Annotated in this window: 19 protein-coding genes and 1 pseudogene; 10 read left to right on the forward strand and 10 right to left on the reverse strand. The window is 72.9% G+C overall.

Annotated features, from left to right (window positions below; translation table 11 throughout):
- From AC07FV_RS15465 to AC07FV_RS15500, 8 genes are all read left to right on the forward strand, one after another.
- Positions 1-111, forward strand: a complete 111-nt coding sequence (locus tag AC07FV_RS15465) for a pheganomycin family RiPP precursor (protein WP_479087585.1) — start codon at positions 1-3, stop codon at positions 109-111.
- A gap of 93 nt (positions 112-204) precedes the next feature.
- Positions 205-2175, forward strand: a complete 1971-nt coding sequence (locus AC07FV_RS15470) for a RiPP maturation radical SAM C-methyltransferase (RefSeq protein ID WP_479087587.1) — start codon at positions 205-207, stop codon at positions 2173-2175.
- A 94-nt stretch (positions 2176-2269) separates the two neighbouring features.
- On the forward strand, positions 2270-3445 hold the full coding sequence (locus AC07FV_RS15475; RefSeq protein ID WP_479087589.1) for a glycine amidinotransferase: 1176 nt from the start codon (positions 2270-2272) through the stop codon (positions 3443-3445).
- Positions 3442-4524 (forward strand): 3,5-dihydroxyphenylacetyl-CoA synthase DpgA, encoded by a 1083-nt coding sequence (dpgA, locus tag AC07FV_RS15480; RefSeq protein ID WP_479087591.1) that lies wholly within the window; start codon positions 3442-3444, stop codon positions 4522-4524. The genes AC07FV_RS15475 and dpgA overlap by 4 nt, the downstream gene beginning before the upstream one ends.
- Before the next feature lie 47 nt (positions 4525-4571).
- Entirely contained in the window at positions 4572-5348 is a 777-nt protein-coding gene (dpgB, locus tag AC07FV_RS15485) for an enoyl-CoA-hydratase DpgB (RefSeq protein ID WP_479087592.1), read from the forward strand.
- A 193-nt stretch (positions 5349-5541) separates the two neighbouring features.
- Entirely contained in the window at positions 5542-6765 is a 1224-nt protein-coding gene (gene dpgC / locus AC07FV_RS15490) for a (3,5-dihydroxyphenyl)acetyl-CoA 1,2-dioxygenase DpgC (RefSeq protein ID WP_479088026.1), read from the forward strand.
- A complete protein-coding gene (locus AC07FV_RS15495) occupies positions 6762-8087 on the forward strand; it encodes an aminotransferase-like domain-containing protein (protein WP_479087594.1) in 1326 nt (441 codons plus the stop codon). Before dpgC ends, AC07FV_RS15495 begins: the two co-directional genes overlap by 4 nt.
- Positions 8084-9289, forward strand: coding sequence for a cytochrome P450 (locus AC07FV_RS15500; RefSeq protein WP_479087596.1), 1206 nt, complete (start codon positions 8084-8086; stop codon positions 9287-9289). Before AC07FV_RS15495 ends, AC07FV_RS15500 begins: the two co-directional genes overlap by 4 nt.
- Before the next feature lie 30 nt (positions 9290-9319).
- On the opposite strand, the gene AC07FV_RS15505 is transcribed toward AC07FV_RS15500, so the two are convergent.
- The 3 genes from AC07FV_RS15505 to AC07FV_RS15515 are packed head-to-tail and all read right to left on the reverse strand — an operon-like array spanning position 9320 to position 13976.
- Entirely contained in the window at positions 9320-11104 is a 1785-nt protein-coding gene (locus tag AC07FV_RS15505; protein ID WP_479087598.1) for an ABC transporter ATP-binding protein, read from the reverse strand.
- On the reverse strand, positions 11101-12825 hold the full coding sequence (locus tag AC07FV_RS15510) for an ABC transporter transmembrane domain-containing protein (RefSeq protein ID WP_479087599.1): 1725 nt from the start codon (positions 12823-12825) through the stop codon (positions 11101-11103). Before AC07FV_RS15510 ends, AC07FV_RS15505 begins: the two co-directional genes overlap by 4 nt.
- The gene (locus AC07FV_RS15515; RefSeq protein ID WP_479087600.1) at positions 12822-13976 is read right to left on the reverse strand and encodes a methyltransferase; all 1155 of its coding nucleotides are present in this window, start codon (positions 13974-13976) and stop codon (positions 12822-12824) included. The genes AC07FV_RS15510 and AC07FV_RS15515 overlap by 4 nt, the downstream gene beginning before the upstream one ends.
- An 894-nt stretch (positions 13977-14870) precedes the next feature.
- On the opposite strand from AC07FV_RS15515, the gene AC07FV_RS15520 reads away from it, so the two are divergent.
- Positions 14871-15512, forward strand: coding sequence for a Hint domain-containing protein (locus AC07FV_RS15520; RefSeq protein WP_479087602.1), 642 nt, complete (start codon positions 14871-14873; stop codon positions 15510-15512).
- Positions 15513-15581: 69 nt separating this feature from the next.
- On the opposite strand, the gene AC07FV_RS15525 is transcribed toward AC07FV_RS15520, so the two are convergent.
- From AC07FV_RS15525 to AC07FV_RS15550, 6 genes are all read right to left on the reverse strand, one after another.
- The gene (locus AC07FV_RS15525; RefSeq protein ID WP_479087603.1) at positions 15582-16805 is read right to left on the reverse strand and encodes an FAD-dependent monooxygenase; all 1224 of its coding nucleotides are present in this window, start codon (positions 16803-16805) and stop codon (positions 15582-15584) included.
- The gene (locus AC07FV_RS15530) at positions 16802-18199 is read right to left on the reverse strand and encodes an MFS transporter (protein WP_479087605.1); all 1398 of its coding nucleotides are present in this window, start codon (positions 18197-18199) and stop codon (positions 16802-16804) included. Before AC07FV_RS15530 ends, AC07FV_RS15525 begins: the two co-directional genes overlap by 4 nt.
- 215 nt (positions 18200-18414) lie before the next feature.
- On the reverse strand, positions 18415-20928 hold the full coding sequence (locus AC07FV_RS15535) for an FtsX-like permease family protein (RefSeq protein WP_479087606.1): 2514 nt from the start codon (positions 20926-20928) through the stop codon (positions 18415-18417).
- Entirely contained in the window at positions 20925-21767 is an 843-nt protein-coding gene (locus AC07FV_RS15540; RefSeq protein WP_479087607.1) for an ABC transporter ATP-binding protein, read from the reverse strand. The genes AC07FV_RS15535 and AC07FV_RS15540 overlap by 4 nt, the downstream gene beginning before the upstream one ends.
- Positions 21768-21907: 140 nt before the next feature.
- Complete coding sequence (locus tag AC07FV_RS15545) at positions 21908-22582, reverse strand: response regulator (protein ID WP_479087609.1); 675 nt, start codon at positions 22580-22582, stop codon at positions 21908-21910.
- Positions 22579-23817 carry a sensor histidine kinase gene (locus tag AC07FV_RS15550; protein WP_479087610.1) on the reverse strand — a complete coding sequence of 413 codons (1239 nt, stop codon included), beginning with the start codon at positions 23815-23817 and terminating at the stop codon, positions 22579-22581. The genes AC07FV_RS15545 and AC07FV_RS15550 overlap by 4 nt, the downstream gene beginning before the upstream one ends.
- A 508-nt stretch (positions 23818-24325) precedes the next feature.
- On the opposite strand from AC07FV_RS15550, the pseudogene AC07FV_RS15555 reads away from it, so the two are divergent.
- A pseudogene (locus tag AC07FV_RS15555) lies at positions 24326-24493 on the forward strand (transposase); the annotation flags it as partial.
- Between the two features lie 31 nt (positions 24494-24524).
- On the opposite strand, the gene AC07FV_RS15560 reads toward AC07FV_RS15555, so the two are convergent.
- Entirely contained in the window at positions 24525-24884 is a 360-nt protein-coding gene (locus AC07FV_RS15560) for a hypothetical protein (protein WP_479087612.1), read from the reverse strand.
- Positions 24885-24950: the final 66 nt, after the last annotated feature.

Raw genomic sequence — 24950 nt, forward strand, 5'->3', positions numbered from 1 at the left:
ATGGAGCGTGAGATCGTCTGGACCGAGATCGAGGCCGCCGATGCCGCGGAGATCGTCTCGAACAGCAACGTGAAGGACAAGGTCGTTTCGGCCAGCAACGTCAAGGACTGATACTGGCCGGCGGACCGACCAGTGCGTGACCCGGGTCCTTCCCCGCTCACCGGGGAGGGGTCCGGCCTGCCGGAGCGGACGTACGGAGGAATCGTGTCAGGCGGCGGTGAGTTGAAACTGATCGACCAGCCCCTGTTCCCACCGGACTGCGTCCCGGTGAGGCCGCTGCGGATCGGGCTGGTGAACATGCCGTGGGCGCGCACCGACACGCCGTCCATCCAGTGCGGGCTGCTCCAGGCCGCGCTCCGCTCCTTCGGCCACGACGCGCGGAGCGTCTATCCGAACCTGGAGCTGGCCGCCGAGCTGGGAATAGACCTCTACGAGATCATCACCGAGGCCCCTTCCGAGCGGGTTCATCTCTTCGGAGAATGGCTCTTCGGGACGGCGGCCTTCGGGGTGACCGAGGACGTGGAGGATTACCGGCTGCGTTTTCCCGAAGTGGCCGAAATTTGTGCCGAAGCGGGGGCGGACTGGGACGCCGTGGCTGATTTGCGGTGCCGTCGGCTGCCCGCCTGGATCGACGAACTCGCCGCCCGCGAAATCTGGTCGGAATTCGACATCGTCGGATTCACGTCGACTTTCATCCAGAACGTCGCCGCGCTGGCTCTGGCGCGCCGCCTGAAGGAAGCGCATCCCGATCTGATGATCGTATTCGGGGGTGCGAACTACGACGGTGACATGGGGCCCGAGTACCTGAGGAATTTCGACTTCATCGACTACGTGGTCGTCGGCGAGGGAGATGTGACGCTCCCCCGGCTGGCGGCGGCCGTGGCGCGCGGCGCCGACCCGGCCGGGCTCCCGGGCGTCTGCGGCCGCACCCCCGACGGCCGGGTCACCACCCCCACCCCCGGCACCCGCACCCGGGACATGGACCAGCTGCCGGTACCGGACTACGACGACTACTTCACCGCCCTTCAGGCCCTCGGCCGGGACCGGGTGCTCGGCCGGAACACGCAGCGGCTGCTGGTGGAGTTCTCCCGGGGCTGCTGGTGGGGCGCGAAGCACCACTGCACCTTCTGCGGGCTGAACGCGCTGGGCATGCAGTACCGGGCCAAGTCCCCGGCGCGGGCGCTGTCGGAGCTGGAGGAGTTGATGGGCCGCCACCAGGTCCTCGCGGTCGACGCCGTCGACAACATCCTCGACATGGCCTACCTCGACACCTTCTGCGCCGGCCTGCGCGGGTCGCCGTGGGACACGGCCCTGTTCTTCGAGGTGAAGGCCAACCTGACCCGGGACCAGGTGCGCCTGCTGGCCGAGGCCGGGGTGTGGAAGATCCAGCCGGGCCTGGAGAGCCTCAGCACCCACGTCCTCGGACTCATGCGGAAGGGCTCCTCGCGGCTCCTCAACGTCCGGCTGCTCAAGTGGGCCCACTACTACGGCGTCCGCGTCGACTGGAACCTCCTCGCCGGCTTCCCCGGCGAGACCGACGAGGACTACGCCGGCCAGGCCGCCCTGGTGCCCCTGCTGACCCATCTGGAGCCGCCCGCCGGCGTCGGGCGGATCTGGCTGGAGCGGTTCAGCCCGTACTTCACCGACCCCTCCTTCGGGATGGGCGAGATCACGCCCAAGAGCGCCTACCTGATGGCGTTCCCGGTCGCCGGGCTGGACCATGGCCGCATCGCCTACTTCTTCGACTACCGGGCGCCGGACGTCGCCTCCCCGGACGCCGTCGCCGAACTCGCCAAGGCGGTGGAGGCATGGGGGCGGCAATGGGCCTCCGGGGACCGGCCCACCCTCACCTACCGGCGCGGACCGGGCTGGCTGACGCTGTTCGACACGCGGGGCGACCGGCGCCGCAAGACGACCCTCGCCGGATGGCGGGCCCAGGCGTACGAGCTGTGCGGCGACGCCCCGCGCAGCGCCGCCCGGATCCACCGGGAGCTGGCCGCCTTGGACGGCGGGACCGTGGAGCGGGCGGACGTCGAGGAGTTCCTCGCCTCCTGCGTCGCGCACGGGATCTGCCTGGAGGAGGACGGCAAGTACCTCTCCCTGGCGCTGCCGCTCCGGTCCGGACTGCCCGCACTCCCCGGCCGTCCGGCGGAGCGCGCGGCCGGCGGCCGGTGAGCGGGCGCGGGCACCGGCAGGGCGTGGCAGCCCGGTGCGGACCGGCCGGAGCCGCCGGCCGGCCGGGCACTTCAAGCGATCCAGGGAGCTCACGATGACGCTGAACAGCTTCGACGAATGGTCCCCGCTCAAGGAGGTGGTCGTCGGCTCGGCGGCGAACTACACCTCCCACGAGCGGGAGTTGTCCTTCGACCTCTTCTTCCACGACAACATCGCCGGCGACAACTCCACGCGGTCCGAGTGGTACTACCCGCGGCTCACGGTCGGCGGGGCCGGGGAGGAGGACACCGGCCGGGACGGCGCCCGCCGCGGCCGAGTGCCCATCAAACAGCGCTACGTGGACGAGCTCGTCGAGGACCTGGAGGGCATCGCGGCGGCGTTGACCGGCCTCGGGGTCACCGTGCTCCGGCCGATGGATCTCGACCCCGGCACCACCGAGGTCCGCACGCCCGCCTGGTCCGCCTCGGTCGTCCCGCCGCTCAACATCCGCGACAACACCCTGATCCTCGGTGACGAGATCATCGAGACGCCGCCCATGATCCGCTCGCGCTACTTCGAGACTCAGTTCCTCACCCCGGTGTTCCAGCGGTACTTCGCGCAGGGCGCCCGCTGGACGGTGATGCCCCGCCCCCTGATGACGGACGCGTCGTTCGACCTCGACTACGCCCGCAGGAGCACGATCGGCGGTCCGACCGAGCCCATCGGGACACCGAGCCCCTCCCCCTACGACGTCGGCACCGAGATGATGTTCGACGGGGCGCAGGTCCTGCGGCTCGGCCGCGACCTCGTGGTCAACATCTCCACCACGCACCACGCCCTGGCCTGCGACTGGCTGGAGCGGCACGTGGGCGACCGGTACCGGATCCACCGCGTGCACCAGCTCAGCGACAGCCACATCGACAGCATGGTCCTGGCCCTGCGGCCCGGCACCCTGCTCGTGCGCTCGGAGGCCGTCGCCGAGAAGCTGCCCGAAGCGCTGCGGAAGTGGGACCGGATCGTCGCGCCCGCCCCGGGGGGCGACAACTTCCCCCGCTACGAGGACGAGGACCTGGTGCTGACCAGCCCGTTCATCGACCTCAACGTGCTGTCCGCCGGCCCGGACACCGTGCTGGTCAACGAGGCCTGCCCGGAGCTGGCGCGGACGCTGGAGAAGCACGGGTTCACGGCCGTCCCGGTCCGGCACCGGCACCGGCGGCTGTTCGGCGGGGGCTTCCACTGCTTCACGCTGGACACGGTGCGCGAGGGCGGGTTGGAGGACTACCTCGGATGACCCCGCCGGACACGGGGGCCGCCGCGCGGCTCGCCGGGGTCGGCACCGCCGTCCCCGACACCAGCTACAGCCAGCGCGAGCTGCTCGACCTGCTGGCCGTCACGGACCCCCGGGTCCGCTCGCTCTTCCTGAACAGCGCGATCGAGCGGCGCGGCCTGACCCTGCCCGCCGCCGGCCCCGACGGCTCCCGGGTGGTGGAGTCGCAGGGCGAACTCCTGCGCAAACACACCCGGCAGGGTCTGCTGCTGGGTCGGCGGGCGATCGAGAGCTGCCTCGCCACGACCGGGGCGCGGCTGTCGGACGTGCGCCACCTGTGCTGCGTGACGTCCACCGGCTTCCTGACCCCCGGGTTCTCCGCCCTGCTCATCAAGGAGATGGGCATCGACGTCGGCTGCTCGCGCCTCGACGTCGTCGGTATGGGCTGCAACGCCGGTCTCAACGCCCTGGGCGCGGTCACCGGCTGGGCCCGCACGCACCCCGGCGAGCTGGCCCTGCTGGTGTGCGTCGAGGTGTGCTCCGCGGCGTACGTCTTCGACGGCACGATGCGCTCGTCCGTCGTCAACAGCCTCTTCGGGGACGGCGCGGCGGCGGTCGCCGTCACCGCCCCCGGCCGCGGGCAGGACGCGGGCGGGGCGCTGTCGCCGGCCCTGCTGCGGTTCTCCAGCCGGATCATCCCCGCCGCCGTCGACGCGATGCGCTACGACTGGGACGAGGGGCACGGCAGGTTCAGCTTCTGGCTGGACCCGCAGATCCCGTACGTCGTCGGCGCCCACGCGGAGGGGGCGCTGGAGCGGCTGCTGCACGGCACGGGGCTGCTGGCCTCGGACATCGACCACTGGGTGGTGCACTCCGGGGGCAAGAAGGTGGTGGACTCCGTCCGGGTCAACCTGGGCCTGACCCGGCACGACGTACGGCACACCACCGGCGTGCTGCGCGACCACGGCAACCTGTCGAGCGGCTCCTTCCTCTTCTCCTACCAGCGCCTGGCGTCCGAGGGCTTGGTCCGCCCGGGCGATCTGGGGGTGCTGATGACGATGGGGCCCGGCTCGACGATCGAGATGGCGCTGGCGCGATGGTGACCCGCAGGGCCGCGGCGGACAGCGGCGCGACGACGAAGGGAACTCTGATGCGGACGCACGACACGCTGCCGCCGCCCGCCGAGGGCGAACCGGCGGGCGGCACGACGAGGGCCGTGCACCACGGCCCCGCGGACGGGCTGTGCACCACCCTGCACCTGGACGCCCGGCAGCCGCTGCCCGAGCTGACCGCCGCCGTCACCGGCGCCTGCGACCGGGCCGAGGCGCGGGACGACGGCTTGGTGGTCCTGCTGAGGCTGCCGGACGCGCCCGCCGGAGCGCGCGCCTGGCCGGGGCCGGTGGACATCCAGCAGATCAACCGCTGGGAGCGGGCCGTGCGGAGGCTGGAGCGGCTGCCCGCGCTGAGCATCGCCGTCGCCTCCGGGGCCTGCGGCGGGCCCGCCCTCGACCTGCTGCTGGTGAGCGACTACCGGATCGGCTCGCCGGACCTGCGGCTCCTCGCGCCGGTCAACGACGGACACTTCTGGCCCGGGATGGCCATCCACCGCATATCCCGGCAGCTCGGGGCGGCCCGCGCCCGGCAGATCGTCCTGTGGGGCGACGACATCGACGCCGGGCGCGCCCGCGACCTGGGCCTGATCGACCAGCTCGCGGACGACACCGAGGAGGCCGCGCACACGGCGGCCGTGCTGATGGGCCGGATCTCCGACCGGGAGCTCGCCATCCGCCGGCAGCTCCTGCTGGAGGCGCAGAGCCTGGAGTTCGACGAGGCCCTTGGCCCCCATCTGGCCGCCTGCGACCGCGAGCTGCGCCGTCTGGCCGCCGCCGCACAACCGGGTGACACGGCGGGAGAGCCGGGTGAGTGACGGGGCGGGCCGCCGGGGAACCGCCATCCCGGCCGGCTCCCCCGCCTTCGCCGACGGCCCGGACTCCCCCGCCCTCGCCGACGGCCCGGATGTCCCCGCGTTCGCCGACGGCCCCGGCTTCCGCGGCGACCTCGCAGCCGACGCCCGGCTGCTCGCCCGGCACGCCGCCGACACCGAGCAGAGGCTCGCCCTCCTGCCGCCCTGCCCCGACCGCACCGGCGCCCAGGCAGAGCGGGCGACCAGCCTCCACGAGAACTGCCGGGCGGCCCGGCATGCCTTCCTCGCCCGCCACGCCGACGCCGTCTACGACGTGCTCACCGCCGGGCGGACGAGGCGGCCCCGGATCCCCGAGCTGGCCGCGCAGGCCGCCGTACGCTTCCCCGGGCTCGTACCGGACGCCGCCCAGCTCGCCGAGGAACGCGGACGCCTCCAGGCGCACAAGGAGGGCCGCGAGATCGACCAGGGCATCTTCTTCGGGGCCCTGCTGCGCTCCTCCACCGCGGGCACCCATCTGATCGAAAGCATGCTGCGGCCCGCCCCGGGCTCGGCCGACCGCCTCGCGGAATTCCGGCGCACGAACCGGCTGGAGCTTCCCGCCGTGCTGCTCGAACGCCGTGGCGAGGCGGCCCACGTCACCTTCCGCAACGGCCACTGCCTCAACGCCGAGGACAACCGGCTCATCTCCGGCCTGGAAACCGCGGTCGACGTGGCCCTCCTCGACGACCGCGTCCGCGTCGGCGTCCTGCGCGGCGGGCCCGTCACCCATCCCCGCCACGCCGGGAAGCGGGTCTTCAGCGCGGGCATCAACCTCAAGGAGCTGCGCGCGGGCGCGATCTCGTTCGTCGACTTCCTCCTCGGCCGGGAGCTCGGCTACGTCAACAAGCTGGCCCGCGGCCTGCTGCGCGAGGATCCGGCGGCCTGCGGCGCCACGGCGGGCAAGCCCTGGGTGGGCGTCGTCGACTCCTTCGCCATCGGCGGCGGCATGCAGCTCCTGCTCGTCCTGGACCGCGTGATCGCCGAGGAGGGCGCCTTCCTGAGCCTGCCCGCCGCCGACGAGGGCATCGTCCCGGGTCTGGGCAACCTGCGGCTCACCCGGCTCACCGGAGCCCGCACGGCCCGGCAGATCATCCTCTCCGGCCGCCGCATCCACACCGCCGACCCGGCGGCGTCCCTGCTGGTCGACGAGGTGCTGCCCACCGACGCGCTCGACGAGGCAGCCGAGCGTGCCGTGGACGAGCTGGCCGGCCCGGCCGTGGCCGCCAACCGGGCCATGCTCACGCTGGCCGAGGAGCCCCTGGAGTCGCTGCGCGGCTACCTGGCGGAGTTCGCGGTCGTCCAGGCCCGCCGTATCCACAGTCCCGACGTGGTGGCCAAGACCGAGCGCCACTGGGCGCGTTCCGGACGGGCCCCGGCATGACCTTCCTCGACCGCGAGGTGCTGCACGCCTCGCTCCAGGACCCGGTGCTGGAGTCGATCGGCTTCCTCAACGAGATCATGGGCCGCTACCCGGACGCCCTCTCCTTCGCCCCCGGGGCCCCGCACCCCGCCCCGTACGAAGAGCTGGACACCGCCCGCTACCTGGACCGCTTCACCGCCCACGCGGCCGCGGCGGGCCTCGGGCCGGACCGGGCGGCCCGGCTGCTCTACGAGTACGGGCCCGCCCGCGGCCTGATCAACGAGATCGTGGCCGACGCCCTGCGCCGCGACCAGGGCATAGACGCCGACCCCGGCACGCTGGTGATCACAGTAGGCGCGCAGGAGGCGATGTTCCTCGTGCTGCGCGCCCTGATCGCCTCCCCGGAGGACCTGCTGGCCGTCTCCGACCCGTGCTTCGTGGGCATCACCAGCGCCGCCAGCCTGCTCGGCGCCGAAGTGGTCCCCGTTCCCGAGGACGCCGACGGCCTCGACGTCGACGCGCTGGCCCGGGCGTGCCGGGCGGCCCGCCGCTCCGGCCGCCGCATCCGGGCGTGCTACGTCGCCCCCGACTACGCCAACCCGGGTGGCACCCGCATGGCGGCCGGGCGGCGGCGGCAGCTGCTGGAGCTGGCCGGGCAGGAGGACTTCCTCGTCCTGGAGGACAACGCGTACGGGTTCACCGCTCCGCCGGGCACCGAACTGCCCGCTCTGAAGGCCCTGGACACCACGCGACGGGTCGTGCACATCGGGACGTTCGCGAAAGTGTGCTTCCCCGGGGCGCGCGTCGGCTACGTCGTCGCCGACCAGTCCGTCTCCACCGCCGGCGGGTCGGCGGCCGTCCCGCTCGCCGCGGAACTGGCACGGCTGAAGACGGCCGTCACGGTCAACACCTCCCCGGTGTGCCAGGCGCTGATCGCCGGGATGCTGCTGGAACACGGCGGCTCGCTCGCCGAACTGAGCCGGGGCAGGTCCGTGCTGTACCAGCGCAACCTCGCCCACCTGCTGCGGGCGCTGGAACGCGAGGGCGCGGCCGGACTGCCGGACGGGGTGGAGTGGAACCGGCCCGGCGGCGGGTTCTTCGTGCGGATGCGGCTGCCCGTGCCGGCGGACGCCGGGCTGCTGGAGGCGTCCGCGGCCGGGTACGGCGTGCTGTGGACGCCGATGACGCCGTTCCACCCGGGCGGCGGGGGCACCCACACGCTGCGGCTGTCGTGCAGCTACCTGGACCCGGAGGAGATCGACGAGGGCGTGCGGCGGCTCGGGGCCTTCCTCCGGGAGCACGCCCGCCCGCAGGCCGGCGCCGGGGCGGGGGCCGGGGCGTGACCGGCGGCCGGGGCGTTCCCGTCCACCCCACCGCCCGCGACCGGGGCCGTCCGTTCGACCCGCCGCCGGAGCTCGCGGCGCTGCGCGCCCGGGGCCCGGTCAGCCGCCTGCGCTACCCCGACGGCCACACCGGATGGCTTGTCACCGGCTACGAGGCAGCCCGCCGGGTGCTCGCCGACCCTCGCTTCAGCGCGCGCTCGCAGCTCAAGCGGGTGCCGGTGGCCCGGCCGGGGACGGACCCGTTCTACGGCAGCCCGCCCCTGCCGGGCTGGCTCGTGGACATGGACGCGCCTCACCACACGCGGCTGCGCAAGCACCTGATGGGCTGGTTCACCGCCCGCCGTACGCGGGCCCTGGCGCCCCGCATCGAGCAGATCGTCGGCGGACACCTGGAGACGATGGCCGCCCTCGGCGGCCGGGCCGACCTCGTCGAGCGGTTCGCGCTGCCCGTCCCCTCCCTGGTGATCTGCGAGCTGCTGGGCGTGCCGTACGGCGAGCGCTCGTCCTTCCAGCGCAACAGCGCCACCCTCTTCAGGATCGGCGCGACCGCCGCCGAGGCCGCGGCGGCGATGGCCGAACTGGACGAGTTCCTCACCGGGCTGGCCCGGCACCGGCGCCGGGCGCCGGGCGACGACCTGCTGAGCGCGCTCGCCCACGGGGGCGACCTGTCCATCGCCGAAGTCGCCGGCGTGGGCGCCCTCCTGCTGTCGGCGGGTCACGAGACGACGGCCGGTTCCATCGGGCTGGGCACGTTCGCGCTGCTGTCCCACCCGGACCAGGCGGCCCGGCTGGCGGACGATCCGTCCCTGGCCAAGAACGCGGTGGAGGAGCTGCTTCGGTACCTGACCATCTTCCACTTCGGAGTGCCCCGCTCCCCGCTGGAGGACGTCGTGCTGGAGGGGCACACGCTGCGCGCCGGGGAGTCCGTCACGGTCTCGCTGTCCGCCGCGAACCGCGACCCGGCGCGCTTCGCCGGCCCCGACCGACTCGACCTCGCCCGCCCCGCCTCGGGCCACCTCGCCTTCGGACACGGGGCGCACCAGTGCATCGGCCAGCACCTGGCCCGCACGGAGATGCGGATCGCGTTCCCCGCGCTGTTCGCGCGCTTTCCCGGGCTGAAGCTGGCCGTGCCGCCGTCCGAGGTGCCGCTGGGAGAGGACATGGGCTTCTACGGGGTGCACCGGCTGCCCGTGGCCTGGTGAAGGCCCCGTACCCGCCGGTGCTGTGCCGTCTCACCCGTGCCAGGACTTCCACAGCCGGGCGTACGCCCCGCCGCGACCCACCAGTTCGTCGTGGGTGCCGCTCTCGGTGATCCGGCCGTCCTCCAGCACCACCACCCGGTCGGCGTCGTGGGCGGTGTGCAGCCGGTGGGCGATGGAGACGACCGTGCCGCCGAGCAGCTTGGCCAGGGCCCGTTCCACCGTGCGCGCGGTGTGCGGGTCGAGCAGCGCCGTCGCCTCGTCGAAGACGACGACCGGCGGGTCGAGCAGCAGCAGCCGGGCCAGGGCCAGCTGCTGAGCGCGGGCCGGGGGCAGCTCGGCCGCGCCGGAGCCGACCTCGTGATCCAGGCCCAGCGCCGACGCCCACTCCCAGGCGGCGACGGCCCGCAGGACGCGCTCCAGGTCCGCGGGGCTCGCGTCGGGGCGGGCGACGAGCAGGTTGTCGGCCAGCGTGCCGCGGAACACGTGGTACTCCTGGGTGACCAGGATGACTCCCCGGCGCAGTTCGTCCGGCGGCAGGTCCGTCAGGGGCACGCCGCCCAGGAGGACGGTGCCCCGGCCAGGGGAGTCGATGCCGGCGAGGAGGCGGCCGAGCGTGGACTTGCCGGCCCCGGAAGGGCCCACGACGGCCAGCCGCTCACCGGGCCGTACGCGCAGGTCGACGCCGCGCAGGCTCTCCTGCCCCTCCCGGTAGGCGAAGCGGACGCCCCGTACGTCGATCGCGCCGTCGCGGGGGGCGGGTCGCCGGGCCGTGTCCGGGTCGGTGTGGCCGGGGGCGTCCGGGACGGCGTCGCGGACGCCGAGGATGCGGGCCATGGAGGCGCCGCCGACCTGGAGTTCGTCCATCCAGTACAGCATGGTGTCGACGGGCCCGATCACCTGCTGCACGTACAGGGTGGCGGCGGTGACGGCGGCCAGGCCGACCAGCCCTTCGGTGTACATGAGCCCGCCGATGACCAGGGTGGCGGCCACCGGCAGGATGTAGCCGGTGTCGGCGATCGGCAGGTAGGTGCTGCGCAGGTTCAGGGTGTGCCGTTCGGCCGCGTACGAGACGGCGATGTCCGCGTCGGTGCGCCGGCGGCGCCGCCCCTCGAGCCGGAGTGCCTCCACCGTGCGGGCGCCCGCGACGGTCTCGCCGAGGGTGTCGGTGAGGCGGGCGTACGCGGAGTTGGAGCGCAGGTAGCCGCCGCGGGCCCGCCGCAGGTACCAGCGGGTCGACAGCCACAGCACGGGGACGGCCACCAGGCAGGGCAGGACCAGCAGCGGGTCGGTCAGGCAGACGGCACCGACGGTCAGGGCGATGGTGGTGCCCGCCACGAGGGTGTCGGGGACGGCCCGCTGGACGGTGAAGGCGAGGACCTCGACGTCCCGGGTGGTCCGGGTGACCAGCTCGCCTGTCCCGGCCCGCTCGACGACAGGGGTGGGCAGGGACAGCACCCGGTCGACGAACTCCTCCCGCAGCTCGGCCAGCACGGTCTCGCCGAGCCGCAGGGAGGCCAGCCGTGCGAAGCGGGTGAGGACCGCCTGGAGGACGACCGCGGCGCAGATCGCGAGGGCGACCGGGGTGACGGCGAGCGTGCCGTGCGCGGCATCCTCGACGATCCGGCCGAGGAGCTGGGGCGCGGCCAGCGCGGCGACGCAGGCCAGCGCGTGCAGGGCCAGGGAGCGGGCCAGGGGCCCGCGGTGCCGGAGCATGGTCCGCCGGGCGTGCGCGCGGACCTCCCGGGGGGAGGCGACGGGCAGCCGCTCGGCGGGCGGGGCGCCTGGGTCCGGGGCGGCGGGGGCGGGGGCGGTCATGCAAGGACCTCACGGGTGACGACGGCACAGTAGTCGGGGTCGGCAAGGAGGCTCCGGTGGCGCCCTTCGGTGACGGCCTTGCCGTCCTTGACGAACACCACCGAGTCGGCGCGGTCCAGGACGATCGGGCTGGTGGTGAAGACGACGGTCGTCCGGCCCTCGCGGTAGGGGCCGAGGTTCCGGGCGACCCGGCCCTCGGTGTGGGCGTCGAGGCCGTTCGTCGGCTCGACGAGGACGAGCACCCGCGGGTCGGCCAGCAGGGCACGGGCCAGGCGCAGCCGCTGCTGCTGCCCGCCGGAGAACTCGCGTCCGCCGGTGATCTCGTGCGCGAGCCCGTCGGGGAGGGCGTCGACGACGTCGCGGGCGGAGGCCGCGTCGAGGGCGCGCAGGACGGCGCCGGCGGGCCCGGGGCCGCCAGGGTCGCGGGCGTCGCGGGGGTCGAGTTCGGCGCCGAGGCGCCCGGCGAAGAGGGCGGCGTCGTTGTCGGCGAGGACGGCATGGCGGCGTACGTCGTCGGTGCGGTGGGCGGCCAGCGGGGTGTCGCCGAGCAGGACCGCGGAGTCGGTGTAGCCGCAGAGCCGTTCGGCGAGGGTGCGGGCGTCCCCTTCCGTGCCGCACACCACGGCGAGGAACCGGCCGGGCGGGACGGTCAGCCCGGAGTCCGGGTCGTGCAGCGGGAGGCCGTCCGCGCCGTCGTCGAGCGGGCGCGTGCCGCCGGGCCGTACCCGTTCCAGGCGCAGGAAGTCCAGAACGCGGCCGGCGGCGACGTTGGCGCGGGTCAGCTGGTCGAGCATGGCGGTGACCTGCCCGAGCTGGTCGGTGAGGAAGACGGCGTACCCGTAGAAGGCGACGAGCAGGCCCGGTTCGAGACGGCCGGTGCTCACCTGGTGCGCACCGAGCCAGACGATGGCGACCAGCAGCGTGCCGGGCAGCAGGACGCGCAGGAAGGCGATGTCGGCGACGGTGGACGCGACCCGGGTGCCCTCGGCGCGCACGGCCTGGGAGCCTTCGCGGTAGCGGCGGCCGTAGGTCTTCTCGCCGCCGAAGCCGCGCAGGACGCGCAGCCCGTCGATGATGTCGACCGACAGGTCGGTGAGGGCGCCCTGCTGCTCGCGCAGTCGCTGCTGGTGGCCGTGGAGCACGCGCATCAGCCGGGTGACGGCGGCGGCGATCAGCGGGACGCCGACCAGCACGAGCAGTCCCAGCTGCCAGGACGTGACCAGCATGAACACGGCGGCGAACACGATCGAGACGACCGCGCCGCTGCCGCGCGCCGTGCCCTCCAGGGCGGTGCCGAGGTGTCCGACGTCAGTGGCGCTGACGCTGACGACCGAGCCGGTGGACGCCCGCCGGGGCAGGTCCGCGCCGAGGTCGGCGGCGTGACGGACGACGAGCTGGGTGGTCCCGTACACGGCGCCGAACCGGTTGGTGGTCGAGGCCCGGTCGCGCAGCATGCCGATGACGGCCTGGAAGACGCCGAGGGCGAGGATCGCCCCGCCCCACAGCAGCAGTTCGTCCCGGTCGCGCTGGAGCAGCCCGCGGTCGATGCCGAGGGCCACGGCCGCCGGCACCAGCGCCTGGGCGAGCGTGCACAGCACGCCGAACACGGTGGCCAGGACGAGGCTGCGGCGGTGACGGGTGGCCAGCCACACGAGGAAGCGGACCGGGGAGCCGGTGGCTGGTGCCCCCGGCTCGGCGGCGGGGAACCGGTCGCGGGTCACGGCTTCGTGCCGATGGTCAGACCGTGCTCGTACGGGTAGCCGGTGCGCGTGCGTACGGCGCCGAAGCCCGCCCGGCGCATCCACTCCTCCCAGTCGCGGGCCGGGTAGGCCATGCCCTGGCCGCTGGCGAGCACGTTGAGGTAGAGGGAGAGGCGTGCGGAGTACCAGCCGCCGGTCTCGTCGTCGGAAGCGTTGTAGCCGTAGACGAACACCCTTCCGCCGGAGGGGAGGACGTCGTGCGCCTTCGTCAGCAGCTCCGTGATCTGCTCGGCGGAGAAGATCTCCAGGACGTGGCTGAAGAGGACGGCGTCCGCGCCGGCCGGGAAGGGGTCGGTGAAGAGGTCGCCGGGGTGCGGCCGGACGCGGTCGGCGATCACGGGGTCGGCGTCGGCCGCCAGCCGTGCGACGGACGGGATGTCGAAGAGGGTCGAGCGCATGCCGGGGTGGCGGGCGAGCAGCCGGGCGCTGGTGGTGCCGTCGCCGCCCCCGATGTCGAGCAGGTGTCCTACGGTGGCGAACTCCTCGGTCTCGACCAGCGCGTCGAGGCTTTTGAGGGTGAAGGCGCTCATGCTGCGGTGGAAGACCGCCTCCCGCTCCGGGTCGTGCGCCAGGCGGCGGTAGAGCGTCGGCTCGTCGCCGGGGTACGCGTCGAGCGCGGTGTTGGTGCCGGCCGCGAGGGCCTCGCTCATGCGGGCGAAGGCGGGGTAGTAGATCTCCCGCCAGCCGGTGAGGATGTGGCGCCAGCTGTCGGGGCCGTCGGGGACGAGGAGTTCCGCGGCGGCCGGCGCGTTGCGGTAGCCGCCGTCGGGGTGCCGCTCCAGCAGGCCGGTGGTGCACACGGCGTGGAGCAGGATGCGCAGGGAGTGCGCCGGTGCACCGGTGGCGGCGCGCAGCTCCTCGAAGGAGGCGCCGGGGTGCGCGGAAAGATGGCCGAAGACGTCCCATTCGAGGGCGGTGACGACGGCGTTGAAGAGGGCCGGGGCGTTCACCAGGAAGTGGAACCGTTCGGCGACCGGATCGACGGCGGGGACGCCCCCGGCGCCATCGGCGGGACGCGAGGGCTGTGCGGGCACGGAGGGCGCTTCGGGGTGGTCGCGCTGGTCGGGTGGGGTGGTTCGTGCGGGTGGTGCCGTGTCGGCAGACGAACTCAACGTCGCACCTCTCGTCAGCAGATCGGCGCGGCCCGCTCACGGGGGCACCGCAGCCAATTACAAGATCACGATCACGCCCTCGCATGCTGGCACACCCCCTGAAACCCCCGCAAGAACACGCATCACAATCCGGCCCGCCGCACACTCCCCGGGCCCTCGGGCCCGCTGTGCGGGCGCCGACCTATGCTCCAGGCGGACTACTACACGCAGGAGAAGAACTCCTACGGCCGCGACCTCGAGGTGGCCGACGACACCCGCTGCACCCGCGGCGGCTACCTGACGGCGCCGACGGCATCTGCGCGGGCGTTGCCGGCGACACCGACGGCGACACCAACAGCGCGTCCAACAACTGCCGGTGCACGGACGCCTGTTACGACACGGCCGTCCAGATGGCCCGCCAGTCCAAGAACAACGGCACCTACGGCGTGAAGCCGGTCGTGACCCAGCCCAAGGGCGACTCGATCACGATCCAGGGCGTCTACATCTCGACCCAGGCAGAGCTGGCGGAGAAGTTCCCGTACTACCACGAGAACCTGGACTACCAGCACAACCTCAACAACTGGGTGCGGGCCAGGTGCACCGGTTTCGAGAACGCCGGCTCGGAGATCTGCGGTGCGGTGGGCAAGCTCGGCTGGTTCGGCGACCAGAACGGCCCCAGCATCCTGGAGGTCCTGGGCATCGACGACTACGTCGGCTGCGCCAAGGGCATCGGCGGCGCCTGCAAGGCGGCAGCGGCCGATGCGGCGATAGCACTCCGGCACCGGTCTGCTCGGCAAGGGCGCCAAGGTCGTCTTCAAGGGCTTCAAGGCAGCCTTCAAGAAGGGCGACTCCGTCCCCGTCGTGTGTCTGGTGGGAGGCGATCGGCACAGCTTCACCCCCGGCACGCTCGTCCTCATGGCCGACGGCTCCACCAAGCCGATCGAGGACGTCCGGATCGGCGACGAGATCGTGGTCACCGACCCGGAGACCGGCCGTACGACCGTCCGGAGGGTCGTCGCCACCATCGTCACCGAGGACGACAAGAACTTCGTCGACCTCACGGTCTCCCGCAAGGGGGTGCGCGCCGCGCAGTCGCTGACCTCCACGACGACGCAGGCCGACGAGATCGCCGGCATCCTGACGGGCGCCGCGGTCCGTTCCGTCGGCAGGGCCGCGGACATGGGGGTCGTCGAGTTCGACGGCCTCCGGGGCGAGGAGGTCATGGCCCATATGCAGTGCCCGTTCCGTATCGTGCAGGACGGGACGATCGTCCTGGGTTCCGCGGACATGCGGTACGCGCAGAAGAACGCGGGAGAGCAGGCCTTCGACGAGTTCCGGACGGTCTTCGACGCCCGGGCCGTCAAGCTCACCGCACTGCTGGGACAGGCCCGGCCACGCGTCGAGGGCGTGGGCGTCGGCACGGCGGGTGAGCTGACCGTGACCTGGGAGCCCGCGTTCCGGCTGGAGGCGTTCCCGGACTGCTCCGGACAGATGGAGGCCTGGCGGGTGTTCCTCCGCGGCGGCGCGCACCACGGATTCCCCGCGCAATCCGTCTGACGCCGGTGCTCGGTGAGACGCCCGGCCGGGGATGTCCCCGGCCGGGCGTCTGTCGTCCGGGACACGGTCTCATGCCAGGGGCGGGACTTCGGGCAGGGTGAGGGCCGAGTGAGCCGGTCGGGGCTCAGCCGAGGGCAGGGCGCTGAGCTTGCGCAGCCTGTCGTTGCGCTGTCGCAGGGCCTCTGGCGTGGTCGGGAAGAGCGTGGCATCGCCCTCGCCGACCGACTCCTGGTTCAGCGTGACGAACTCCCGGGTGTCGCGTTCGTAGGCGGCGAAGCCCGCGGCATGGTCTCCGGAGGCGGCGGCCAGGGAGCCGGCGAGCATGTACGCGCCGACCAGCGCGAGGCTGGTGCCCTGGCCGGTCAGGAACGAGGGCGCGTATGCGGCGTCACCGACCAGCGCGACCCGACCGCTGGACCAGCGGGGCATCCGGATCTGGCTGACCGCGTCGAAGAACACGTCCTCGGTCTCGCGCAGGGCGGCGAGCAGGCTCGGGACCTCCCATCCGGCGTCGGCGAACACATGCGTGAGAAGCCGTCGTTGGGATGCCGTGTCCCGGAACGCGTGGAACGGTGGTTGGGGATGCGCGAAATTCAAGAAGGCATGCACCTCGTCGGTCTCTCCCACGGCGTAGAGGGCCGCGGCCCTGCCCGGGGTGTTCCACATGACGGTCTCGTGGGAGAGCTCGAACGTGTTGCGCAGGGGGAAGACGGCGAAGCAGTAACCGAGATAGCGGTGGAACGGCTCCTCGGCGCCGAACGCCAACGCGCGTGTATGGGAGTGCGCCCCGTCCGCGCCGATCACCATGCCGAACGTGCGCGTGCCGCCGCTGCGGAAGGTGACGTCGACTCCGTGCCGGTGCTGGTCGAGGGTGGCGACGGAGTCGTGGAACATGAACTCCACGTCGTCGCGGACCGCCGCGTACAGGGCGTCGGTCAGGTCTCCGCGCCGCACCTCCAGGTCCTGTCCTGCCATGCCGCCGGAGACGGCGTGCGGGTGGAGCGAGGCCACCGTGTCGCCGTCGCCCTCGAGGAACGTCAGCCGCCGCAGGTCGATGTGCGCCTCCCTCAGATGTGTAAGGAGGCCCATCCTCCTGACGACTTCGAGCGCGGTGCCGCGCACGTCGACGGGATAGCCGCCCCGGCGCGGCGTCGCCGCCTTCTCGACGACGGTGACCGCGAACCCGGCGCGGTTCAGCCAGAACGCGAGAGCGGGGCCCGCGATGCCGGCCCCGGAGATCAGGACCGTGCGCCTTTGCCCGGTGCGGATTTCTGTCGGGTCGATACGGGTCATTCCTTGACTCCTTTGCTCATGGTGCGGGTGATCAACAGGGCCAGCGCGGTGACTGCGCCGGCGATGACGAAGCCGGTGGAGAAGGCCGTTTCGGAGGGGACGTCCGAACCGGATGGGGTCGCAGCGGTGAGGAGGGCGCCACCGAGCTGGGCCCCCACGGCGTAACCGACCACGCGCGTCACCAGGACCAGGCTGGTGGCGATGCCGGTGTCGCTTTGGTCGACGGAGGTGGCGGTGCTGGTCATCATCGCCGTGACACACAGGCCGTTGGCCAGCGCGATCAGCGCCTTGCCGAGGACGAGGTGCCAGGGCTCGGTGTGCACGGCCGCAAGGGCGGTCAGGGCGGCGGCCATGGTCACGACGCCCACGGTGACCACGAGGCGCGAGCCGAACCGCCGCGTCCCGATCCCGCCGAGCGGCCCGGCCAGTGACGCGGCAACGGCACCGGGAAGCAGGAAGAAGCCGATCTCTGTGGCACTGGCCCCGAAGCCGTATTCGTCAGTGGGCACCGCGAACAGTTGAGGGACGAGATAGACCGCCATGGACGTTCCGACGCAGATCACGAACGTCAGTACGCACGCCTTCCAGATCGCCGGCCGGGCCAGCATGCGCAGATCGACCATGGGCGAGGCCGCTCGGCGTTCCACCGCTGTCCATCCGGCTCCGAAGGCGGCCGACACCAGGACGAGGGCGCCGAGCACGAACGGCTGCGAGGCTGCGTCGGGAGCCAGCGCGAGCACGAGCATGAGCGTGGTCAGCGCCCCGCTCAGGAGGAACAGACCGGCCCAGTCCATGCGGACCCGGTCGGAGCGGGCCGGCGGATCGTGCGGCAGTAACCTGCTCACCAGGAGGGTGGACCCGATGACGGCGCAGGTCGGCAGCGCGAACATCCAGTGGCGCGACAGCGTCTCCGCCACTGGACCGGCCGACAGCGTTCCCGCCATCCCGCCCCCGACGAACAGGCCGCTGACCACTCCGATGGCCACCTTCGCCTCTCCCTGAGGGAGGTGTTTGCGGACGACGATGAACGACAGCGGCAGCGCGCCCACCATCGCTCCCTGCAGCACCTGGCCGAGCAGCAGCACGGGCAGATTCGGCGCCAGGGCGGACACCAGTCCACCGGCCGAGACCACCGCCATCAGCCGGATCAGGACGCGTTTCCCGCCGTAGCGGTCGCCGAACTTTCCGGCGACCGGAGTGACGAGGGCCCCGGTGATCAGGAGCACGATGCTGAGCAGCGCCCCCTGCGCCGGGGTCATGTCGAGCTCCCGCTGGAGCAGCGGGAGCGTCGGCGTCACCACCGACTCCAGTGCGCCGGTGGCGAGCGCCAGCAAACCCACGGCCCCGACAGCGGCCTTCCCGATGTGGAGCGGGGGATCCAGGGTTGTGGTCATGAGTGTCCTCTCCGTCATGGCAGGTCGTCGGCGGCTTCGTGCGCGGCGCTGCCGCCTGGGCGGGAGTGCGCGCCGCGGTCGGTGTGGATGGACGAGGGCGCGGCAGCGGCTCACCCCGTTCAGGAGCCGTGCGTCCTGTGCCGCCGCCTCGAGGGGCGGGATCCCGGCGTGCTGCTGTGTCTCCGCCCCGTCGCGGTGTGCGATCTCGAGGCGCGCTACGACCAGCGGCGCAGGGCTCTGCGCGCCGGCACCGTGATCGCGAGCAGCGTCAGCCCGCCGGCGGCTGCCGCAATGGAGCCGTACACCAGCGGGGGCGCGTACGGCGCCTCCCCGGTCATGCCGCTCATCATCGGGAACAGCGTGGCCGCGGCGATCGCGGTGCCGAGGAGCACGCCGGAGGCCGACACCAGCAGGCTCTCCCAGCCGAGCATCCGCACGACCTGGCGGCGGGTGGCGCCTACCAGGCGCAGGGTGCCCAGTTCAGGGCGGCGGTCGAGGACGGTCATCACCAGGGCGTTGGCGGCTGCGACGGCAGCGAAGCCGCCGAGAACCGCGGCCATGGTGTTGTTCATCCAGGCGCCCGTCCTGGCGTCGAGACTCTGCTCGGCGGCGTGGCCGGAGGCATCGGTGACCTCGCCCAGGGCGGCGAGCGACGCCTGCGTGCCGCCGCGTACGAGCAGCGTGCTGTCGAAGCCGGATGTGGTGTGCCCGGCCAGGGACGCGCGGTCCATGGTCACGGCCGGGAGGCCGAGGCCTCGGTCGTAGACCGCGACGACCTCCGGGCGAGTCCTGGTGCCGTCGGGAAGGTACAGCGGAAGCCGGTCGCCGATGCCGACGTCCGCCGTGTCCGCCAGGTTCTTTCCGATGGCGACGCGGCCGGTGCCGAGGCGCTCCAGGCTGCCCTGCGTCACGCCCAGATCCTGCACCTCGGCGAGGTCGGCGGCCGACCCGGTGACACCCTGGGCCGCCGCGCCCTGCAGCGCCTTGAACTCGCCGGAACCGGTCGGTACCAGCAGTTGTGTGTTCAACAGGGCGACGGCCGCGTCCACGCCGGGCGCTCGGGCCGCCCGCTGCACCGCGTCCACCGGGAGCCCGGCCGGGTCGGTGACCACGTGGTCCGCGGTGATGCCCGCCCGCAGCTGTTTGTCAGCGACGTGCCGCTCGCTCGTGTTCATGAACACGAGCGTCGAGGCGAAGGCCACGGCCAGCACGATCGGGGTGATCGCGGAGGCGAGACGGCGGGAGTTGGTACGGGAGTTGGCGGCCGCGAGCCAGGCGGTGGCCCCGCTGCCGCGCAGCGGCAGACTGAACAGGGCCGTGCACAGCCGCGCGATCAGCGGGCCGAGCAGCCCGACGGCGAGCATGAAGGACATGACGACACCGAGGGCGGCACCGGCAGCGCCGTCACCGGTGGAACCGGCCGCGACGCCGGTGAGCGTCGCGCCGCCGGCCAGGGCGATCACACCGAGGACGGTTCGGATGACACCCGGCCGCAGCCGCTCCACCGATGCCTCGGCGAGTGCCTGCCCGGGCTTGGTCTTCGCAGGCCGGCGGCCGGCTACCCAGCCGGCGCCGAGTGCGGTCAGGAGCCCGCTAACGACGGCGACGAGGAGGGGAACGCCGGAGACGTGCAGTCGTACGGCCCCGGGGACGGCGCCGCGGTCCTGCAGCTGCCCCAGCCACCAGCTTGCGAGCCCGATGCCGGGCAGTGCACCGAGGATCCCGGCCGGTGGCGCGACGAGCAGGGCTTCGGACGCGACCGCGCGGCGGATCTGCCGCGGGGTGGCTCCGATGGCGCGCAGCAGGGCGAATTCGTGGGCGCGCTGTCCGACCGACAGCGCCACGGTCCCGGCCGCGGTGAAGATCGCGACGAGAGCGGCGATCCCTCCGAACGGGCCGCCGATACCGAAGAGGATGTCCTTGGCGTAGGCGAGACCGGGATCCTCGATGGCGCCGCGGCCGTCGCCGGTGTGCACCTGGGCGCCGGATCCTGTCAGGGCCTGCTCGACGGAGCCGGCGAGGGCGTCGGCATCGGTTCCGGGCTTCGCGAGGACGGCGATGGCGTCCGCCTGGCCGGGATGGCCGGCGAGCGTGGAGGCCTGACTGTCGGCGAACCAGGCGAGGGGCCCGGCCTGCCTGCTGGTGTCCGCCGGTCCGGGCTTGGCGATGCCCGCGACACGGAAGTCCCGCTGTCCGGCGGCGGTCTGCAGAACGACGGTGTCGCCGACCCCGGCCTTCGCGGTGCGGGCCGTGTCGGTGTCGAGTACGACCTCGCCCTCGGCCGGCGCCTCTCCCGCGGTCAGCGCGGAGCCGGTGAAGGCGTGCGAGCCCCACCCGTGCGCGGTCAGCACGCCGCCCTCGACGGTCATCTGACCTGTCGCCCGTACCGGGAAGGTGAAGTCGGGCACCGCCGCCTGCGCCCCGTCCGCGCGAGCGGCCTTGTCCGCGAGAGCGGCGTCCACGCGTGCGGTGTCCGGCAGCGGCACCGCTTCCTTCTCGCGGTCCTCGCCGCTCCCCGTGACGACGTACTTGTACTGGTCGGCCGCAGCGACGACCGGCGCCTTCGCATAGCGTTCCGCCGGCACCGACGCGCGCAGGCCGGTCTCCAGCAGGATGCCACAGGCCGAGACGATCAGTGCGGAGATCATCAGCACGACGAAGGTCCCCGCGAAGGAGGCGGGCTTGAAGCGGACGGCCGCGCGGGCGAGCCCGTTGGGCTTCAGTTTCATGCCGCGCCCGCCATGGCGCCCACGGGAGCGGTACGGGCGGTGAGCGCCGTCATCCGCGCCGCGATCTGCTGCGCGGAACCGCGCTCGAGACGGTCGGCGAAGCGGCCGTCGGCGAGGAAGAGCACTCGGTCGGCCCAGGCGGCCGCGGCCGGGTCGTGGGTGACCATCACGACGGTGGCACCGAGCTGGTCGACGGCGTTCCGGAGCAGGCCGAGGACCTCGGCGGCGGTGCCGGTGTCCAGGGCGCCCGTCGGCTCGTCCGCGAAGATCACGTCCGGAGACGTGACCAGCGCTCGGGCGACGGCCACGCGCTGCTGCTGGCCGCCGGAGAGCTCCCCGGGCCGGCGCCCCGCCGCGTCGGCCAGTCCGACCTGCGCGAGCACCGCGGCCGCCCGGCGGTGGTCCTGGCGCTGCCCGGCGAGACGCAGGGGCAGCAGCACGTTCTGCTCCACGGTCAGCGAAGGCAGCAGGTTGAACGCCTGGAAGACGAACCCCAGGCGGCTGCGGCGCAGCTCGGTCAGCTCGTTCTCGCTCATGCCGGTGATCTCTGTGCCGCCCAGGAACACGGATCCCGTGGTCGGCCGGTCGAGCCCGGCGGCGCATTGCAGGAAGGTGGACTTGCCGGACCCGGACGGTCCCATGACCGCAGTGAACGTGCTGCGCGGCAGGGCGAGGTCGACGCCCGAGAGGGCGTGCACCGTGCCCGTTCCGCGACCGTACTGCCGCCGGACGTCGCGCAGTTCGACGGCGAGACCGGGCGTGGCTGCCGAAACCCCGGGCCGGTCGTCGGCCCTCGGCCGGTTGTCCGCCTTCTGCCGCTTGCCCTTGCGTAGCCTCATGTCCCGTCTCCTTCTTGTGCGCGCTCTCTGCGACGGGTGAAGGGTGCGGGGACGGCCGTGCGCCGGGCGTCATACCGGGGAGCCAAAGTGGAAGTGCTACCCCGGTAGGGGGTGTAGGAGGACCGGGAGCGGGGCGGTACCTACTCGCCCGGGGTCACCAGCCCCGACTCGTAGGCGAAGACCACCGCCTGTGCGCGGTCGCGCAGGTCGAGCTTGGTGAGGATGCGGCTGACGTGCGTCTTCACCGTCTGCTCTGCCAGCACGAGGGTCTGGGCGATCTCTGTGTTGGACTGACCTCGGGCGACCAGGGTCAGAACCTCGGTCTCGCGTTCCGTCAGCCCTTTGAGCCGCAGCGCCGGCTTGCCCCGTGTGGTGGGACGCTGCTTGGCGAAGTCCGCGATGAGGCGCCGCGTCACCGAGGGAGCGAGCAGCGCGTCGCCGGAGGCCACCACTCGGACCGCCGCGATCAGGTCGGCCGGCGGCGCGTCCTTGAGCAGGAACCCGCTCGCGCCCGCCCGGAGCGCCTCGTAGACGTAGTCGTCGACGTCGAAGGTGGTGAGCATCAGGACGCGCGGCCGGTGTGTGACGCCCGCCGGCGGGTCGAGGAGGCGGCGCGCGGCCTCCAGGCCGTCCATCTCCGGCATCCGGACGTCCATCAGCACGACGTCGGGATGGGTACGCCGGCTCAGCTCGACACCCTTGGCGCCGTCGGGGGCCTCCCCCACCACGTCGATGTCGCTCTGGGCGGCCAGCAGTGCGGCGAAGCCGGCCCGCACCATGGCCTGGTCGTCGACGATGATGACACGCGTTGTCACGTCAGGTCTCTTTCGGTCAGGGGAAGCTGGGCGGCGACCCGGAAGCCGCCGTCCGGGAGCGGGCCCGTGTCGAGGGTGCCGCCGATGATCCGGACCCGCTCGCGCATGCCGACGAGGCCGTGCCCGGTGCTGCTTGATTCGAGGGGCTCGGCGGGCGGCTCCGGCGGTGGCCCGTTGACGATCAGGAGGGTGAGCCGCGCGCCCTGCTGCGGATCGGGCTCCGTCACCGACAGGGACACCTGTGTGCGGGCACCGGGCGCGTGCCGCACGACGTTCGCCAGCGCCTCCTGGGCGATCCGGTACGCGGACAGGCCGACCGCCTCGGGCACCTCGACGTCGCAGGGGGTGAACTCCACCGGCCCGCTGGCCCGGGCCGTCGCCTCCACCAGCTGCCCGATCTGCGCCAGGCCCGGCTGGGGCACCAGCTCGCCGCGTGCCTCCTCGTTGCGCAGCACGCCGAGGAGGCGCCGCATCTCGCCGAGCGACTGGCGCGCGGTCGCCGCGATGGAGGTGAACTCCTCCCGCACGTCCTGCGGCAGCGTGCCGAGGCGGTACTCCGCGGTGTCCGCCTGCACCGTGATGACGGACATGTGGTGGGCCACCACGTCATGCAGTTCGCGGGCGATCCGGGCGCGCTCCTCCAGCAGCGTCCGACGGCCCCGCTCAGCTTCGCTGATCGTCTTCTGCTCGACCAGCCGGCGCTGCACCTCGGACCGCTCGCGCAGCACCCCGCCGAGCAGCAGCGCGACGCCCCCGAGGATGGTGAGCAGCAGGCCCTTGGCACCGAAACCGTGCGGCGCGGCGAAGCCCAGGGCCACGTTCGCTCCCGCCGTGGCCGACCACACCAGCAGCAGCGTCCGGCGTGGCTCGCGCAGGCCGAGGGCGAGGCAGAGGCCGACGTACCCGACGATCTCCATGGGCGGGAACGGCCACAGCAGCCGCTCCTGGAAGTCGACGGTGAGCAGGACGAGCGAGCCGGCCACGTCCGCGGTGAAGACCACGGTCCAGGCCTGCAGCGGCCGTACGACGGCGAGCAGCAGCGGCGCGGCCTGCGCGACGGCCAGCCCTGCGGCGACTGCCCCGTTCAGGCCGTAGTCGGCGGTGAGGACCACGATGGTCGTGGGCAGCAGGGCGACGCACAGTACGAACGCCACCGCCCATGGCAGCAGCCGCACCCACCGACGCGAGGCCCCCGCGAGCGGCGCGCGCGGGCGGTCCTCCTCCACTTCGATCATGCGCACCAGCCTATGTGCGCGCGATGCGTGCGAAGAGGCGCACGGCGATGGCTCCTCGGATGCCGGCACGCGGCGGTTCCGTCGATGCCCGGTCGCGATGGGCCGGGGTTCGATCGCCGACCTTTGCGGCGCCCCTCGAGAGCCTGCTGAGGGGCGTCATCGCGGGTCACCTGTCAGTGGTGTGATCAGTGCGGCAGCGGTCCGGGGCATGCTGAAGCACCGCATGTGTTCGCCCCCCTCCATCTCGGCCCTCGTGGGGAAAGAGCGTATCGAGCAGTGGACGGTCGGACGTCACTCCAGAGGGCCAAGACGAGGGTGGTACCCCGGTAGGGGGCGGGTGAGGACCGCCTCCGCGACGGCCATGCCCAGGACTCGTCCAAGGCGAAGCTGCCGTGGCAGGGGCAGACCCCGTTGAGGACGCGAGGACGCGGCCTCTGTCAGCTCGCGTGTTCCCGCACCCAAGACGCCATTTCGCTCGGTGTGATCTTGCGGCAGCCCGGTATGGGTGGTGACGACTGGGCTTGTGCAGCGGATGGTGCCGGACGGCTTGTGGGAGTTGTTCGAACACGGGGTGCCGCCGGCGCCGGAACGACCTCAGGGCGGTGGCCGGCGTCGGCATGGGGATCGGGAGGTGCCGGCTGCGATCATCTTCGTGGCCACCTCTGGGTGCACCTGGATGGCGGGCTGGACGCGCCGGGCGGCTGCCGCTACGTGCGGCTGAGGGTTTGGTCGTCCCCGTTGTCAGGATCTCCCACGCTGCGCCGCATCTTCGGATGCGCCTTCGAGCCGCCGAATTCCCACGGGTTGCCGTCGCAGACGGTGGTCCACACCTTCTCCGCTTCCCTGTCGTCGGGATACGCGCCCCACTCGCCGGTGCCGCTGCACTCCGACACCTTGTCGCCGTCGGTGTTGAACTCGGCAAGGTTGGTCACGACGACCGTGCCGTCGTCCTTGAAGACCAGGGTCCCGGTATCGCCCTCGGTCCAGGTGCCTACGATGTCGGCCCGAGCCAGAGTCTGCGGCTGCCATATGCACCCCGTGGCCAGCGTCGACACCGCGACCGCCAAGAACACTCCACGCAACCCCGCAGCGACTCGCCCTCGTTCATCACGCATGACTCCCCCTTGCGTACG

It is taken from the genome of Streptomyces sp. NPDC045956 (assembly GCF_056430705.1).